The sequence below is a fragment of the Pseudomonas sp. FP597 genome (assembly GCF_030687435.1).
Taxonomy (GTDB): Bacteria; Pseudomonadota; Gammaproteobacteria; order Pseudomonadales; family Pseudomonadaceae; genus Aquipseudomonas; species Aquipseudomonas lactucae.
Map to the genome: position 1 here is coordinate 971,976 of NZ_CP117432.1, position 16,697 is coordinate 988,672.

Genomic DNA, 16,697 nt, shown 5'->3' on the forward strand with positions numbered 1-16,697 from the left:
GTGTGCACAATCTTTGGATTGTTGCCTGGTCAAAAAAAGGCCACCCGGAGGTGGCCATATAGTCATGCAGCTATCAATTGCCTAGCGAGTGCCATTTCAACCGAATCCCCATCTTGGTTTAACGAATCAAGGCCCGAATCGGGCACATCTCCCGATGTGCTTTGCGCCACGGCGATCTTTTTGGCCATCAACTGCAGACATGTGATCTGAGAGCTGTTGGCATAGCCAAAGAAAATAACCCGCACGGCTTGCTTCTGCCCTATCCGCCATGATCGTCGAGCTGCCTGTTGAAGGGTGTACACGTTGTACCCCGTCTGCAGGAACACGATGGTCGGAAAGTCGAGCAGATCCAGACCAGTCTTTACCAGCTCCGGGTTAGTGATCAGCACATCGATACCTCGGTCTACCTGGTCGAGAATCCAATCCTCGCGCCTGGCGGTATCGACTGACGCCCTTAACACCCCCACTTTCAAACCGGCCTGTTCCAGCAACCGTTTGAGACGTGAAGTGGTGTCACGAGTGCCGCTGTAAACGGTGTAGGCCAGGACTTTGCGGCCTTTGGCTTTTTCCGCGAGGCAGAGGTCGAGCAGTGCCTGTTCCTTGGGCATACGTTTTTCATCTGCAAAGATCGAAGGCACAAAAGCCAGCGTGTCCTTGCTGCGTGGATGTTTGACAATCTCCGGCCGGAAACAGCAGTCCGGCCAGGCCAGCAGTACGTTGAGTACAACCCCCAGGAGGGTCGTATCTCGACGTGCCAATGCCTGGCGAAGCTCCTGAGTAAGTTTTCCTGCTAACTGCTGATAGGCCGAAGCCTGTTCAGCAGACATGCCTATGTCAATAAACTCCTCTTGGTACGCCGGCAACACGTTCCCACCAATATCTTTGAGTTTCAGGAACACGGTGAACGGCAGCACGAAGCGGTGAATACCTTTAGGGCCAAAGCCCGGGGCCTTTACCGTACGCACTGATAGCTTTTTACCCTTGGAGGTTTTGTGTGACTCGTTGTCTCTCTCGGTGTAGATATCCTTCAATACGCCGTGATCCCGCATGAACGACATGGCCGCAGGGGCCATGCTGCCTCGTGCGTTTGGTCGATAACCGTCCTCGATCATGCGGCGGGTAAGGATCCGAAACAGTAGATAGAACAAGTCGTCGGCGTAGCCGCCCATAAGCGTACCGGTCAGCAAAACACACTTGCGTGCTTTGGCTGCCAGTACACCCATGGCCTGGCCCTGAGCCGAACCACTGTTTTTGTATTCATGGCCTTCGTCCACCACCAGCAGGTCGAAATACCCATCAGGCAAGTAGCGCTTGATGAATTCAGTGGGTTGGTAACCGCCCTCACCAAAACCAAACTCGATGTTGGCCATCGCACGCTCCATACGCTTGGCCTGACGGTCGTTGAAGATGAAATTGCCTTGAGCGTCCATCAGGTTGATGAACTCGCTGACGTTATCGATCAGCATCGAGGCGAGGAAGTCTTCTCCAAAATCGTTCAGTAGTTTGTCAGCGCGCACTGGGCCAATGGTCGGAATCCGGCACATAGACTTCAGAATGGTTGCTCGGCGTGTTCCGTTTTCAGCTTTGCCTGGGCGCATAAGCGTCCAGAGTGGGCTGTGACAGTGAGGGCAGCTGCGACGGCGTTCCTCTTGGTGAAAATCTTCGACGGTTATCCGGTTGCCTTCCTGGTCTTCCAGTAGGCGTCCGCAGTCTGGACAACCTGCAAGGCGATGGTCGCCACCGGCACGACGTGGCCAACACACCGAGCGCCAATGAAACCCCATCCGCATGCGCACGCGCCCGAGGATGAAGAACTCTTGTCGCCCGTCGTAGGGCTCATCCAGTTGGTCGCGCATCTTGAGTAGCTTGACCAGGCTGTCGGGTCCATTGAGTACCCAGACGCGGGCGTCTGGGATGGTTTCGAGAATCTCTCGCCGCCACTTGTAGACCAGGTGTGGGGGAGAAACGACCAGCGTACGGCGATAGCCAGCTTTGTGCATGACGGCGGCTACAGCGATGGCCATCATGGTTTTGCCAGTCCCCATCTCTGCGTTGATCACCGCAGCCTGCTCGTTACGATCCAGCAGTAACGCTGCAACGGCTTGTACCACTTCGGCCTGAGCGGAAAATGGCTGACGTTTGAGTTCATCCATCACCCGTTGACGGGCTGGGTCGATGTGACAGGCGTAGACCGGTGGGTTTGATCGGTTGAGTGAGTCCAGCAGCTCATCACCGAACTCTTCGATGAATTCGGTCAAACCGATGGAAAGAGGTGAAATTGGAGCATGTGCCAAATCGTTCATGGTTGTTTCTCCTAAAAAGGATAAAACAGGGCATGCACGACACCCCCACGGGTATTGTGAATACCCTGTGGGTTGGATAGGGGATTTCCCTATTGGGTTGGTGGGTCAGTAGTCCGATGGCAGCAACAAGGTTGTTACGCTTCGGTCGGCTTCAGTGATGATCCAGAGCCGGGTTTCATCCCCGGCGTTGATGTCGTAGCTTGAGAACAGTCGCTCTCCGGTAGCCAGGGCTCGTTGGTTACTGCTCCAGTCTGCCTGGGGCAGTTCCCCCCAGTCGCCGGAGAAATGCCGTCGCAAGTAGGTACTCGGATCGAGGAGTCCATGCTCCACCAGGTGGTGCACGGATTGGGTCAGTACCAATTGTCCAGCTTCAAACGACAGGCGTGAGGTGGTGTCCGGAACCGCCGTTGCACTTACTTCAACAGGTTCAGGTTGTCGATCCGCCGAAGAGGTGATGGTGATAACGCGTCCTTGGTTGGCAGATCCCGGCGTCATGTCCCATGCCCGAATGATCGGCACGAAACGATCGGTCAGGATCCTTACCTCAGAAACGTTACCGTCCTGGTCTTCGGTAAACTCGGTCTTGCGAACCTTGTCTTTGTAAGTATCGCCTTTGAGCACCAGCACTCGCCCGGACTTCGAGGTAACGACGCCCGATATTGCGCCGGCAGCCAGGGCTAATGCCAAGTGCCACCGGGACAGCTCTCGTACGGGTGGTCGTGGTTGAACACCCGTTTGACCAAAGTGCAGGGTGAAGTCAGGCCACATACCGCGCAGCTGTTTGACTTCAGCGCTGAGCTGCTCCGGTTCGAGGCTGGTGCGATAGAAGTGCTCCAGTTCGCTGGTCGACGACAGGACCCTATAGGGTTCCCAAGACCAATATTCAGGTAACACTTCTGCATTCAACGTCCCGGCGCCGATCGCCTGAAGTCGTGCACGTGTATATTTCACGTCTTTTGGCCGAGCCAGATCCTGTCGTCGGATACGAATACCGAATATCACCACCTGTTTGAAGGTTGGATCCGCTGCGCTGTAAATCCGCAGTTCGGTGAAGTGATTGCAGAGCCAACCGCACAGCTCATCGTCCAGGACGTAGTGCGGAACGATGAATACCAACACGCCGCCGTATTGCAGCAGCGGCAGCGTTCGCTGATAGAACATCTTCTCCAAGCGTCGGCGTCCGTTGCCCTGGTACTGCGACGCGCCAGAGTGATCGGAGACCAAATCTCCATAAGGTGGATTGAGCCAGAGTAGACCGAAGGCCTGACGACTGATCATGGTGTCCATGAGGTCGCTGTGCAGCACGCGATCCAGCAGCGTCCTGCAATGCTCGGCACGCTCTTTGTCGTATTCAACTGCGAATGTGTCCGTGCGGTCTCGCCCAAGAAAATGAGCTGCTTCGGCCAGGGCGACCCCTTCGCCGGCACATGGATCGCAGATCCGCATCTTGCCGGTTGGAGAGGGAGCCAATGCCTGCAGGGTCCGTTCCAGAGTCGTTTCGTCGGTAGGGTAGTAGCCATTGCGAGCGAAGTTGCGCGCCAGGCGTGGGAACATCAAAGCCATGATGAGGCTCCTGAATCAAGGCTCACAACTGAGCGTGGGTTGAGAGATGCCCCTGGCGGATCAGATCACCCAGGGCGGGTTCAAGTACGTCGAGCTGCAGCGACAAACGCCAGGCAGAGATAGCACCTAACGATCCCGGTAAGGACTGCAACATGTCGTGTTGGGTGAGCACTTCCATAACATGGTTATGCCAATGCGGTAGCAGCGGTAATGGGCATGTGTCCATGACCAGGGGCCAAAGCTTTTGGTGAGGAGACTGCCCGTTCTGTAGAAGGGCGTAGGAGAAATGATTGGCCCGGTCGGGATGCGCGCAGCGCCGGTCGAACAGCCATAGGTGTACCAGGCTGCCGAATAACGTCCCGCGGAATTGCCGGGTGGTTCGTTTCTCCAGCATGTCGACGTTGGGGAAGACTGGATGACTCCGGCCGTCGACGACGATATGAAACTGGTCCAAGCCGTTTTCTGCGGAGTCGAGGGTCAGTCTGGCCAAGAACTCCTGCAGTGCTGTGTCACGGCCCCAGGCCGACAGAAACACTAAGTTGCGCTGCTCGTCGCAGGCACAGGCATCGACATACAGATCAGGACATTCGTCGACCTGATAGAGTCGTGTGAATGAGTGGGTGGACATTTTGCAGCCTCCGGAATGGAGGGCAGCTCCAGTCCCAGAAGGGCAGGACGCTGCCCATCTGGGTTTATGGATGATGTGTTATTGAGTGCGCTTGAATGAGCGGGTGTGTGGATCGAAGCTAGTGGTCGTGTCGCCCTGGAACAATGGCGACTGACCTATCATGTAGAGGTTGAGCCGGTACAGGGGCCGCAGTTGCAAGGCAGCGTCTGCTTGTGCCTCTGTCAGTCCAATTTCGATGAAGTGCTCGTGCATTTCATCATCATCGGATACTTCGTTGTTGGTCAGTTGGTCTTCGACGGTCAGCAGGATGTGCTCACCGATGGCTGAGAAAATCGGATTCATGGAGTGTTTCCTTGGTGGTGGAGCTCCCGCAATGTGGGAGATTGGCAGCTCCAGGTTTGTTGTTTGAAGTCCAGCACGTAGCCAAGCTCGCCGAGGCGAGTGCATTGCTGACGTAAGCGCTGCCGGTCAACGGTGGTGTCAAGTTTGACCGCATCCCCCAGTGGCCAGATCGTGCCAAACAGAATCGCGTCTTGCTCTATGGCGCTCTTCGAACTGGGTAATGGCATCCCAAAGGGGGCGTCCTCTGGTGATGACGCTTTGTCGACGTTGTTTACCGCTGTTGTGGTGGTCAGCGCTTTGCGCTGTCGCGCAGGCCTTGTTGGAGTTGAAGACGACTCTTCATCTATGGGATCTGGCTCGCTCGGTGAAAGCTTTGCAGCGTCTTCCGCCGTCAAGTTGTCCACATCGTCGAGACTCATGCTTTCGAGCTTGGCCCGGATCTCAACCACTAACCGGCCGGCGGTTGAGTAGTAGGAGGGGCGTATTTCAGTGATGAGGAAATCGCCTCTGTATTTGCCTTCATCGTATTGGTCGAGAAGCGCGTCTTTGATAACGAACTCGCCGATTGAGGTGGATAGCCGGCCGACGTTGAAGTCGCCATTGCGGCCGCTGATAGTGCGGATGGCCAACTGGCCTGGGATGTTGATCATGGGCAGCTCCACACTGCATGGGTGTAAGGCTACGAGTGCATGACTCGCACAATAAAAAAAGCCCGACAGTGTCGGGCTTGGGGTGGTGCAGTGAGTTCAGAATGGTTTATGGGCAGGAGGTATGGGTTTCTTCCTTGAGTGAGATGTATAGATAGAATGAACCTGGCGGCGATTCTATGCGGTCAAGTTTCAGGTCCAACCAGACTCGATCCGAATTGTCGCCGGCAGGCAGCAACCGATAGAGCCCGAAATGGATTTGTGAACAGTCAGGCTGCATATGCAGTTCTCGGTAGGCCTCCAGGACGACATCGCCCAATCGGTTACTGATTACTGATACATCCTGTGGGTTTTCGATATGCACCGCTTCTTGCCAGGCCCGGGGCGTCAGAACGACCGGGAGTTTGAGCAAGTCAGACGACACGAGGTTATTGGTGTTTTGCATGGTTTACTCCAGGTGAGAAAACACCTGGCCCGTACGGGAGGTGATTTCCCGTAGGGTGTGTTTAGGGTGTATTAGAGCCAGTGCGTAAAGCAGCAGGTGTTTTCGGTCGTCAGCAATCGTCGAAATCGTCTGGATCTGGATGCAGATCAATACGACTGCGGGCTTTCCAGTACTCTTCGAGGAGCCCGAATTCCGACAGCATTGGGTTAGCTTTCGGAGTGACACCTGTTCGGACGTCGATCTCTGCCAGGATACTGATCATGAACGACGCTTCATCCCAAAGAAATTGAGACTCAAGGTATCTTGGGCCATCCTGTGAATCGAGAGCCACTTCAAGTCGAAGTTGTTTATCTAACTCAGTGTAAGTGCGAGCTTGAGCTGCAAGTAGACCGATCTCGATCAACAGCTCCAGGCGTGGGACGAAGTGCATCATGGTGAATCTCCTAGGTACGGAAATCACCTATCCCAAAGGGAGGTGTTCCCTTCGAAATATAAGAGTTGAAAGGCACCCCGAGGGATGCCTTGTTCTCAATCATGCGGACTCACGCATTTGCGCGTCAGGCTGTTGTTGGTCATCTTCCGAATTTTCTTCAGCGTTACCCTCCTGGTTTGGCAGGGTTTCAGCAGAGTCTTTCGGTTTGGCTTGGTAGACAGTATCGCCATCTACCTTGATCCAGCCGATAAAAAGAAGACGTCCTTTGAGGCTTGCCCCAGGTTGACCCTTTTTATCGCCGCTCTCATAGACAAATGAGTCGGTCCAGATGTCACCAATGCGAAAGCTGACAAGAACCTTCTTCTTGGCATCGACGGCTTCCTGGCAACGACGAATCAGCTTTTCAGCTTCGGCGCCGACGACATTGCAGTCGATGTAGGAGTACTCGGTATCGTCAGACGAACCGCGTAATGCAGCAACAGTGACAGCCATGAATGGCTTGCCCTTGCCGCGAGGTTTCACTTCACGGATACGGTTGAGATAACCAATACCAGTAGTGTGCAGGTCGAAGAATTTGATTTCGTTGGTTTGAGTAGTGCTCATGGTGATTCTCCAATTTCGAAATAGCAGAAAGCGGAGAAACACTTCGCCCTTGGGGGAAAGTATTCCCCGCGAGGGTGGTAGAGCTAAAAGGTTTTGTTAGTGCATCAGTTTCATTGCAGCAATCATCACACCGACGGCAGCTGACAACATGACACCCATGCGAATTGTGAGCTTGACTTCAAGCTGAGAAATCTCAGTTTTAAGCTCGGCAGTCAGGGCGGTTAAATCCGATTTGGTAGCCAAACGTGAAAGCATGTCGGTCTCCAAAGCTTCAATAACAGCATTTGCTTTCTGTTCCGTAACGTTGATCGAAATCAGCGCTTGGTAGAGAGCCAGTTCAGTTTTCATCAGACCTCCAGAAAATTGAGAGGCCTGCCCTGACGGGAAAGGCCCGTCATGGGTGGGAAAGGTGCTTCCATCGACTGAGTCGACTGATCGCGCTACCGGAAGCTATGGCGATCTTGGGAGTGGATCAATGCGGTAAACCGCATCGTAGTCTTTCGGATCCAGACTACACGGGCATGTTGCTGACGACGTCAGCTATACATGGATACAGCATGAAAATCCTGTTGCTGATTGTCAAGCCCCAGGTGAAGGGTTTCAGAGAAACCTCCCCAGCGGGAGGTTTCCTGCTGGGGTGAATGAGGGAGGTTTAGCAAGCAGCAGGTGTCAGTTGTTGAGCCTTGCCTCGTGAGCGCGGTTTGCGCGTTGTCTTTTCGATCACTCGGGTATTTGCTGCATACCACAGGTTCAAATCAACACCCTTGGCACGAACCATCGCTGGCAAGTGATCCATATCACGCACCATGCTGTCAGAAACGCAGGGTGGTGGAAGCTGGACGTGAGACTTCGCCAGTGGCTGATCTGCTGGACGTATGTTCGACTTCTTCATGGCGCGCAAAAACTCTCGGGTAACAACGCCGAGTGCAAAACCGAAGTTATAAGTGAGTTTGGACATGGTGATTCTCCTGCAGGTTGGGATGCGGAGAAAGCACTGGCCCTGTCGGGGAAGTGATTCCCCGCGAGGTGAGTAACATCAGATGCTTCTATCGACGATTGTCGACCGACCGCGCTACCAGAAGCTCAGCGGTCTTGGGCGAATCAACACGATTGACGTGTCGCAACCTTAAAGATCCTGGTTGCCTGGGCATGATGCTGACAACGTCAGCAAAACACGTCCATATCATTGAAGGGGGGATAGTGATGTGTCAAGCGGGGAGGGATATTTCGGGGAGGTCAAAGCAGGTCCAGTTTTGCAGGAGAAGCTACCGAGAGTAGCTGGTTCAACAGTCACTCTCGGATTTAGTACAAAGCGTCTTTCAGAAAAAAATACCACCTGTGTGGTGTAAAGGCGTCATCGATCCCTGGGCTGTGATCTGAACGTCTCACTTCCTACACCTGGCCGATTATCGTGGTTGAGGCCAGCAATCATAAGGCACGCATCCGCGCACAAAAGGAGCCCTGCGTTTCGCCGGCGGGCCACCGGCAGGGAAAAGCCGCTACCAATGGGTAGCCTCATAATCCTTTACAGGATGATCAGGCTACCCATTGTGTGAGCTTAAAAAAGATTGGGCCACAACACCAGTGTGGCCCTGGGATTACTGTGCTTCGAACCTCGGCAAAGCCCTGTGTGTCTATGAACTCGCAATTCACGAGTTAGACGGCTGCGTGTCTGGCTTGGACAGGGAGACACAGGGAAAGCTTTGTACCAGGTCCGCACGCCCTTCCCGGAGCTCAGCGTGCTTTGGGGATGGAGATGAGGCGAACCTCATCCCCGGGCGCTACTGATGACCGCCAGTAGCCAACGGGGTGGAAACGTTGTTGCGTGCATTATGTTGTTAGGCTGGGCGATATGCAACATAGCCAGTGTTGACCTGGGCTTTGGTCAGTTCACTGCAGTGACGGCACCGTCAGGTATAACAGATGGAATGGGGATACCGGTCACTCCAGCTTTCGGGGAGACAAGAACTCCCGCGCGATTTACACCAACGGTAGTCGACTGAGTTAGATCGACCAGCGTCGATGGCATCCCTGCCGGCGCCGTGCCGTTGTAAAAGGTATAGGTTGTTCCGGCATTGATGTAGACCTCAATACCGAGCGGTTTTACAAACCACGTCGGCAGGTTCAGCGCAGCGTCATCAGGTATTCCAGAGAAGCTTGGATTGGACTGCGCGAACCCAGCGGCGGCGGATCGGTAAATCAGAAAGTTGCGTCCTAGCGAGTCAATAGTGGCGAAGTCGGAAGCGGTTTGCGCTTGCTGTTGGGTTTCCATCAAGATCCCCGTTGCAATGATCAGAATCATCAAAACAGCCCATTGCAATGTCATATCGGTGATCTCTTTGGCGTACGATTTATCAGCGTGAATGAGAAGGCTGAAAATGGCTCATTCTTCTTTGTAGCAAGAATAAGAGACGCACGGATTGCAGCCTCCGATGGCAACGGCAAACTGGGTATTTGTTCGGTAGCCAACTGGGCAACTGCAAGAACCTGTATATGGATTTGGCCCTGGGCAGCCACCTGCAGTGTGCGTGGCTGTCCAAAATGAACCGCCCCATCTGCCTGCGCCGCCCACGCCTTTCCATACGCCGTTCTGACAAGAGAGCACTATTCCCACTGCACTCTTGGCGATGAGCGTGCGATCACTGCAGGCCGATCCTTCTGTAGCAAGACCACCGACGGAGATGAATTCGTTAGTAGCGATCCGATCATAGGCTGTTATCTTGCCTGTTGACGTGATCTTTCCACCCCAAAGCTGGCCGCCGGTGGAGAAATTTTTGTCGTTGTACACCTGGACCCAATCGGGGCTGTTCTGATAGATACCACCTCCCCATTTTTCGCTGTACCAGCCAGTGTCGCCCCGAGTTCTGAACCATCCACCCGTGTACGTTTCGCCCGTGACGTTTGCGGTCGCCGCGTTCACATTCGCGGAGGCTGTGACGTTGCGCGCTGTCACGTCGGCACCAGTCGTAACGTTGCCAGAGGCGGAGATGCTCCCCGCATTATTAATGTTGTGGTTGCCCATACCGAGGTCAGTATTCATCGTGTTGAGCTCAGGGTGGTTTGGCACAGCATTTCGATACAAGTAGTCGTTGGCCAAGGCGCCGTCCATGAGAAACAGTGCACTGGCGGTGTGGCCTGGCCCAGGCGCAATGGAGTAATTACTCAGCGCGACTTGCCAGCCACCGCGGATGCCTTGAACGACGTTCGGGTTGGTTGTAGATATAAAACCACCAGGTCCTCCTAGGTTTTCAGCAATGGCGCGCACGCCCATTTCTGGGAGCGTCTGTCCGCCCGTGGTGACGACAATCGCTTCTAGCTGATTGGGATTGGGTTTTCGGGCAAGGCCTAGGATGGTCTGCCCGAAAACGTTGGTGGAACTGTAACCGGCAGGCAGGTAATTAGCGTTGATGAGCATCGGCACCGTAATTTGCACTGGCACGGTCGCCGACGCGTTGGCGAGCACTACGTTGAAATTGTCTTTCAGGTACTTGGCCTGGGCCTCTGAAATTGTTCGCTGTTGATCGGCCGCAATTCGATAATCCTGGTCATCCATTTGTTTGATTTGCCATACCATCGCCAAGGTCACAACGACACCAAATACGAGCAATCCGATTGCCATATCCAGGCTTAGGAAGCCTCGCTGTTTATTTTTACTGGTCATTCCAGAGGCTCCTTGATGATTGGTGGGCGATATCTTGTTCCAGCAGTGTGATCTTCCCTGCATGGACTTTTTCTCGAATGCTGGCACTGTCAGCTCCCGTGAAGAGCAGGCTCTGCAGTGTCAGTCGACGACTGCCTTCACTGCCCGTCGACAAAGCCTGGTGAATGACGGCTACAAGCCCTTTGGAAAGTAATTCACGGGCGTTATTCAGCAGGGGCTGAGCTAGGGCTGATATACGCTCAATACCTTGAGTGACGCTGCCGGCATGGCCGGTGCAAATAATTAGATGCCCGTTGATGGACGCCTGGATAACTTGTGCGGCGGTTGCACTGTCGCGAATCTCACCGACAAACAACAAATCGGCTCGGGTGCGCAATGCCAATATCAATGCTTCCTCGTAGCCGCCCATCCGGCGTGAGACAGGAACTTGGATACAGCGGCCATCGCCGTGTTGACCGTTCAAATAGGGTTCCGGTGGATCCTCTACAGCGACACAGATCCCCCCCCAGGTTTCAAGGCGCGCCTTTACCAGCGAGGCCGCGCTGGAAGTTTTCCCTGAGTCCATTTCGCCGCAGATAAGAATCAGGCCACGGACTGTGTCTCTCATCAGTTCGTCCTGGAGGTAATCTGGCAAGCCCAACATGTCCAGGGGGCGGATCTGAACCGATGATTTGCTTAGGACGAAAACGGGCTTGCCGTTCAAGTCCTGTAGCTGGGTGACACGAAGGACCACTCCATCTTCGATCAGAGCGAACTCAGGATCCTTTGTCTCAGCGTATTTCGCTTCACATTGCATACGTAAGCGCTCAAGCGCTGTTCGCCACTCGACAGGTGCTTCAACCCTTCGCGCCTGTCCCGGCAGGCCTTTGGCGTCGGCAAAACCGTCGCCAAGGTACAGGTCGACGAATTCTGCTTCGGAGATCACGCTCACACTGGACTCCTTAGTACGAAGTCCAGGCAATGGTATTGGCATCCGATGAGCAACTGGTCGCAGCGGCCACCGCAGTGATTTCGCCGGCAATTGCAGTGCCGCCGTTGATCGCCGTCGTGGTCTGTTTGTCCTTGGCCATGTTGGAAGCCAACGTGATGCAGGCATTCTTCGGAAGGTTGGATTCTGTGATGGTGAAGGTCATACCATTACTGGTCACAGTCACGGCTCCGTTCCAACGGTTGGATAAGGCGTTGCCGTTAATGCTCATACCGCCCGTGGCCTCCAGGTTGATCAAGGACGGGGCCAGGTTGGTACCGGCTGTTGCGTACCCGGTTGTGCTTTTCAGCCTTTTGGTATTGCTCAGCAATGTTCCGAGGTTGCTCTGTTCAATGGTGACGTCCGAGCTACCGAACGTTCTGTACCCCATGAACACGATGAAACCGAGTGCCACGGCGATCAGCATCAGCCAGAACATCCCGTCCAGGGAAAGAAATCCGCGTTGGTTTTGGCGGGTATTAGTTCTCATCTTTACGACCTCATTTGGGTTTATTTAAGCGTTTCTGTCACATTGCCGGCCAACTGGAAGATGCCGATCACCACCAGAATCATCATGATTCCCATCGCCATCGAGGACACCCCAATAAGCGACTTCGCGATGGCCTCGACACGCTGGAGCGTTTGCTCCAGCCAACGGTTGGAAAACCTTTCCATCGACTCGGCGAAGCCTTTGCGGGTGGCGAGCACTTCAAGAAAATGCATGGCCATTGGATCTGGAAATTCATGGCCAGCAAGTTTCAAGGCGGTACCGAAGTTTTTGCCGGCACTGACGCCGTAATGAATGGCGCTCAACCGTTCCTTGAGCCACGGAGATGCGTTGCGCTGCAGCGACTTCAATGCGTCGAGCTGGTTGATGCCTGAGCGCAACATCACGGCCATGTTGAGCAAAAAGATGGAACCGTGAAGAGCCTTGTAGACCGACCAAGGGGGAAGGCGCTCTGCTCGGACTCTCAGGACCTGGAGCAATTTGTTCAACTGTAGCTTCCATGACGGGCTGGCGGCCGTGATCTGAAGTCCGCAAAACACAGGCAGGGTGAAGATCGATACGAGGATGAAGATGACGACCGCGATCAGCGTCACCAGCCCGTAGTGAGTTACGAAATTGGATAGTGCGTAAAGAAACGCCGGTACACCTGTCCAGGCATCGGGATTGGAGCGCTTTGTCATTGATGGCACCATCCACGCGGCGATCACATACAGCAGCGCTGCCATAACGCTCCATACCACCGAAGGGTAAACCGTGGCTGAGGCCACCAGCTTGCCGATCCTCTGGCGTACTTCAATAATCCTCACGCAATCTCTAAAGGCCTGCACCAGGTTGCCGGTATCTTCCCCGGAAGCGATCAAAGAGTTTTCGTCATAAGGCACCCAGCCTTCGCATGACACGCTGAACGACTTGCCTCCTTTGACCGATTGCGCGATTTCACGGCAGGCAATCGATACAGGGTGGCGTTTCTGGCCGTTATCACTGAATGCCCGCGCAACGGTATTCAAGGCATCTTCAAGTGAAACGCCATCCCCGTGGATGCCCATAAGGCTTTCATAGAATTGGATTCGCTCGTTTTTGCCGAACTGTTTGGCGTAGAAGGTTTCTGCCCAGCGGTTTAGCACCGCTCTGACGTCACTCAGCATGGGCGAGCTCCAGGGTTTGCCGGTCAAAGTCCAACGGCCCCACCATCATTTCGGCGTGACGTGGATCTACCAAACCTTGTTTGAGCTTGAGGATTGTGTGGGCAGTTTTGGTGATGCCGCCCATTTCCTTCACCCAGTAACGACGTGCTGCACTGGCCCCTTTCTTATTGAAAACGTGCATGAAATTGAGGTCGGTGATGAGGGCTTCCGCGGCTACTGTACGATCAACGACACCCAAACCTTTGCAGTGTGGGCATCCAGGACCTTTGAGGTAGGTCAGGTCGACCGCGTCCAGGCCGCGCAGGCGTTGCACCAATGCTCCGTTGAGCTGGTCCAGGTGAGCTGCGGCAGGTACACGACAGTGAGGGCATAGCACGGGGAGTAAGGACTGATTGACGATGCTGGTCATCAGTGCGGGATCTGTCACGAGGTAGCGGTCTACCCCCATGTCGATTAGCCGCTGAAGCCCTGCCACTGAGTTATTGGTGTGCAATGTGGAGGACACCAGGTGCCCGGTCATCCCACCACGGAAAGCCGCTTGGGCCGAGGCCAGGTCTCTGATTTCCCCATACATCAAAACGTCCGGATCGAGTCGCATCGTGTTGGTGATGCCGTCGCTCCAGGTTTCTCCTGCGCCTAAAGGGGACTGGTTGGCCATGATTGGATATTCGGGCGGATCCTCCATGGTCAAAATGTGTTTTGTGCCACCACACTCTTCATAGAGCAGGTTCAGGTTGACCTGCTGAGTCTTGGATTTGCCGGAACCTGTAGGGCCGGTGACCAAGTTCACGCCATAAGGAAAGCTGCGGATACGGCTAAACGCCTCAATTTGCTCGGGGAGAAAACCGAGAGCCTCAAGGGTCATTTTGGTTTTGTCGTCATACAGCAGACGCAGAACCATCAAAGGACCCTCTACGAGCGGTCTGGTGGCAACCCGGGCACCGAACAGACCAAGTTGATCCACGTAGGATCGTTTTATACGTGCGTCCTGGCTGACTTGTGGCTGGTAGTGGTCTTTCGCAACATCACACATGCTGTTGTAGAGGGATGAGCAGAGCTCAAGACCCACCTGACTTTGATGCTGCTCTGCCTCCCATAAGAGCCCGTGGATGCGAAAGAAGATCCTGGTGATGTCGTGGCCCACCACAAAGTGAACATCACTTGCATTATCCCGATGGGCCTTGCCTAGCAGCTGTACCACCTGCGCCTGGCGTTTGGTCTCTGTGGTCGAGAGGGCTCTACCGTTCGCGTCGTCATTCGCCTGGTAGAGCGCCTTGATCGTGCTCATCGGGCAGATCTTGACTTCAAACGGATGATTCTTGTGTTCCAACTCATCCTCGAAGGCCATGACATAGGCATCCGTTTGGTGCTGGGCGGACACATACAGGATTCCATCGCTGGTCAATGCGCACAGCTGACGTAGCTCCGGTTTCAGCTCGAAAGATCCGCCAGGCGCAGTGAGCAATTGCTGATGCGAATTCAGCAGCGCGGCAGCGGCCTCATCGAGAACTGGTTCCGCTTCAGTTTGTATTTCAGTCAAAGTCGTCATTGGCTCGTACCCTCACCGCTGTCCTTGGATAAACCCGGGCAGCGTGGTGGCTGACGGGATACTGCTGGAGGCCGGGTTGTTGGTGCTGGAGGCGCTTCCCGGTGGAATATTGGAAAACCCGAGGGGGAAGCGCTTGCCATCACGTTCCAGTGTCACGCTGTCCATGGTGAGGTTCGCTACTCGGTAGCCTCCAGGTAGCTCCCGCGCAGAGGCGTCAGCTTCAACTTCAAATCCGCTGCTGTAGAGCAACGTGGCACGAAGCCGCTTTGCGGAGCCAAATATGGCTTTGACGACGGGCAGTTCTTGCTGGGTATCGGTAGCGCGTGTGGCGGTAATAGGGGCTGGAAGGAGGCCTTGAGGGACGAATGAGGATGGAGACTGAGCTGTTGAATGGTTGTCATCGCCATTGATTGACCGCTGAGCCTGAGCCCTTTCCGCCTGCGCTTTGAGGAGGATCGTCTGACTCTGAACAATGGCTAGCTCGCCGACGTTTACACCGGAGACACTGTTTTCCTCTGCCCAGCCAATAGAGGATCCGGCAGCAATAACCAGGCAGAAAAACTGCAGAATTTTACTTCGCATAAAGGTCACCTATAACTGACCACTCAAGATGGTCGGCTTTGTAATCCGCTTTGATTTCTGTAAGACGAAGCCCCTGACTTGGAGCGCCGGATAAAGAGTCGATTGGTGTAATACCTGTGGTGTAACGCAGCTCGAATTGCTTCCATTGAGGAGGAGGTGGGGGTGGTGGAGCAGGCTGACCAGGAAGTGCCGGCTGGATGGGCACTACGACCGGCACCTCTTTCAAAACGGGGCTCTGGCCGAAGCTGTGCAGCCAGGAAGACAAATTCGCCAGCATGACGATCGCTTCCTTGAGTGGTTCATCACCGGCTGCTGGCAAGGAAATGTCGAGTTTCAACGTGGCCGAGTTGCCGTCGTCAAAGAAGACCGGCCGATCGGCATAGTGGCCCTGTGTTGCCTGTATCAGATCGTCTGCTGTGCTATTGCCCGTGCGTTTGTACGAAGACAAGACCTTTGCACCGTCGCAGGCGGCACTTGTGAACAACCATCCTTTAATGGACAGGGGAGACTGATAAATGCCGCTGCTGCAACCCTCAAGGAAGTCTTGGACAGATGGGCGTTTAGCCCAAGGGTGCTCCAGCGCCTGAGGCAACTGCTCCACGCCAGATTCTTGCTGCAGCCTGGCTAACTCTGCCAGGCGAAGTTGTTCGGCCTGGAAAGCTGCTTCTTTGGCAATCCGGTCCTGATGACTTTGCCATTGAACCCACCCGATGATGCCGGCAGCGATCAGCGCACCAACAATCACCAGTTGCACCAGTTCTGCTTTGGATAGCCCAAATACAAGTGGTCGAAGCCGATATTCACGTCTCAGGTGCGAGGGTTGCAGTAGCTCTTCCACGTCCAGTGGTTGACCACCCATTTCAAAATCTGTGGGCAGGTACTCCTGTTCGAAGTTGATGCCGCGACTGCGTTGCTGAACGACTCTACGACGAACTTCGGCACCGGTGCCGATCATGTCGCACCCGGATATCACGCCGCCTTGAAACACCGCGACAAGGGCATATTGGTCGAGGTCAGCGTCCGTTCTCCAGGCCGCAATCCACGAGTCTCCCAATTGACCCGCGAGCGTCGCTGCGAGGGAGTACATGCCTTTGGTGACTTCGTCGCTGCGCGCAACGAAACCAGCCTGGATGATGGCCGGTGTTCTGCGAATGGCGACGATATCTAACTGGTGTTCACGGCCGTACTGCCGCGCTTCCTTCATGTGTCCAGTGACACTACCCAATGGATGCCAGCGTAGGCCTGTGACGAACGATTTTCCTTTGTGCTGCAGCACCTGCACGCGCGCCGAGCGAGGGCTTTTGGCGATCTCCGCGACCAT

18 protein-coding genes are annotated in these 16,697 nt (G+C 54.7%); all 18 read right to left on the reverse strand.

All coding sequences use genetic code 11. From position 1 onward, the window contains the following. Positions 1-62: 62 nt before the first annotated feature. The 18 genes from PSH66_RS04415 to pilO2 all read right to left on the reverse strand — a co-directional run bounded on the left by PSH66_RS04415 (position 63) and on the right by pilO2 (position 16,697). Entirely contained in the window at positions 63-2,303 is a 2,241-nt protein-coding gene (locus PSH66_RS04415) for a DEAD/DEAH box helicase (protein WP_305428440.1), read from the reverse strand. Positions 2,304-2,408: 105 nt separating this feature from the next. Next, complete coding sequence (locus PSH66_RS04420) at positions 2,409-3,866, reverse strand: DUF6094 domain-containing protein (RefSeq protein ID WP_305428441.1); 1,458 nt, start codon at positions 3,864-3,866, stop codon at positions 2,409-2,411. A gap of 22 nt (positions 3,867-3,888) precedes the next feature. After that, positions 3,889-4,494 carry a hypothetical protein gene (locus PSH66_RS04425; protein ID WP_305428442.1) on the reverse strand — a complete coding sequence of 202 codons (606 nt, stop codon included), beginning with the start codon at positions 4,492-4,494 and terminating at the stop codon, positions 3,889-3,891. Between the two features lie 78 nt (positions 4,495-4,572). Further along, complete coding sequence (locus PSH66_RS04430; protein WP_305428443.1) at positions 4,573-4,836, reverse strand: hypothetical protein; 264 nt, start codon at positions 4,834-4,836, stop codon at positions 4,573-4,575. Continuing rightward, positions 4,833-5,486, reverse strand: a complete 654-nt coding sequence (locus PSH66_RS04435; RefSeq protein WP_305428444.1) for a DUF3275 family protein — start codon at positions 5,484-5,486, stop codon at positions 4,833-4,835. Before PSH66_RS04435 ends, PSH66_RS04430 begins: the two co-directional genes overlap by 4 nt. A gap of 106 nt (positions 5,487-5,592) precedes the next feature. Continuing rightward, positions 5,593-5,928 (reverse strand): hypothetical protein, encoded by a 336-nt coding sequence (locus PSH66_RS04440; protein ID WP_305428445.1) that lies wholly within the window; start codon positions 5,926-5,928, stop codon positions 5,593-5,595. A gap of 109 nt (positions 5,929-6,037) precedes the next feature. After that, on the reverse strand, positions 6,038-6,361 hold the full coding sequence (locus PSH66_RS04445; protein WP_305428446.1) for a hypothetical protein: 324 nt from the start codon (positions 6,359-6,361) through the stop codon (positions 6,038-6,040). A 99-nt stretch (positions 6,362-6,460) separates the two neighbouring features. Then, on the reverse strand, positions 6,461-6,964 hold the full coding sequence (locus tag PSH66_RS04450; RefSeq protein WP_305428447.1) for an STY4534 family ICE replication protein: 504 nt from the start codon (positions 6,962-6,964) through the stop codon (positions 6,461-6,463). 96 nt (positions 6,965-7,060) lie between these two features. Next, a complete protein-coding gene (locus PSH66_RS04455) occupies positions 7,061-7,312 on the reverse strand; it encodes a hypothetical protein (protein ID WP_305428448.1) in 252 nt (83 codons plus the stop codon). Positions 7,313-7,616: 304 nt separating this feature from the next. Beyond that, complete coding sequence (locus tag PSH66_RS04460; RefSeq protein WP_305428449.1) at positions 7,617-7,922, reverse strand: hypothetical protein; 306 nt, start codon at positions 7,920-7,922, stop codon at positions 7,617-7,619. A 927-nt stretch (positions 7,923-8,849) separates the two neighbouring features. Next, complete coding sequence (pilM, locus tag PSH66_RS04465; RefSeq protein WP_305428450.1) at positions 8,850-9,290, reverse strand: type IV pilus biogenesis protein PilM; 441 nt, start codon at positions 9,288-9,290, stop codon at positions 8,850-8,852. Between the two features lie 57 nt (positions 9,291-9,347). After that, positions 9,348-10,625 (reverse strand): shufflon system plasmid conjugative transfer pilus tip adhesin PilV, encoded by a 1,278-nt coding sequence (gene pilV, locus PSH66_RS04470; RefSeq protein ID WP_305428451.1) that lies wholly within the window; start codon positions 10,623-10,625, stop codon positions 9,348-9,350. Further along, positions 10,615-11,556: an ATPase, T2SS/T4P/T4SS family gene (locus tag PSH66_RS04475; protein ID WP_305428452.1), complete on the reverse strand. Its 942-nt coding sequence runs from the start codon at positions 11,554-11,556 to the stop codon at positions 10,615-10,617. The genes pilV and PSH66_RS04475 overlap by 11 nt, the downstream gene beginning before the upstream one ends. Positions 11,557-11,566: 10 nt before the next feature. Then, the gene (locus PSH66_RS04480) at positions 11,567-12,082 is read right to left on the reverse strand and encodes a type 4 pilus major pilin (RefSeq protein ID WP_032905001.1); all 516 of its coding nucleotides are present in this window, start codon (positions 12,080-12,082) and stop codon (positions 11,567-11,569) included. A 20-nt stretch (positions 12,083-12,102) separates the two neighbouring features. After that, on the reverse strand, positions 12,103-13,245 hold the full coding sequence (locus PSH66_RS04485) for a type II secretion system F family protein (RefSeq protein WP_305428453.1): 1,143 nt from the start codon (positions 13,243-13,245) through the stop codon (positions 12,103-12,105). After that, complete coding sequence (locus PSH66_RS04490; protein WP_305428454.1) at positions 13,235-14,794, reverse strand: GspE/PulE family protein; 1,560 nt, start codon at positions 14,792-14,794, stop codon at positions 13,235-13,237. The genes PSH66_RS04485 and PSH66_RS04490 overlap by 11 nt, the downstream gene beginning before the upstream one ends. A 12-nt stretch (positions 14,795-14,806) precedes the next feature. Continuing rightward, a complete protein-coding gene (gene pilP / locus PSH66_RS04495) occupies positions 14,807-15,376 on the reverse strand; it encodes a type IV pilus biogenesis protein PilP (protein WP_305428455.1) in 570 nt (189 codons plus the stop codon). Then, positions 15,366-16,697, reverse strand: a complete 1,332-nt coding sequence (gene pilO2, locus PSH66_RS04500) for a type 4b pilus protein PilO2 (RefSeq protein WP_305428456.1) — start codon at positions 16,695-16,697, stop codon at positions 15,366-15,368. Before pilO2 ends, pilP begins: the two co-directional genes overlap by 11 nt.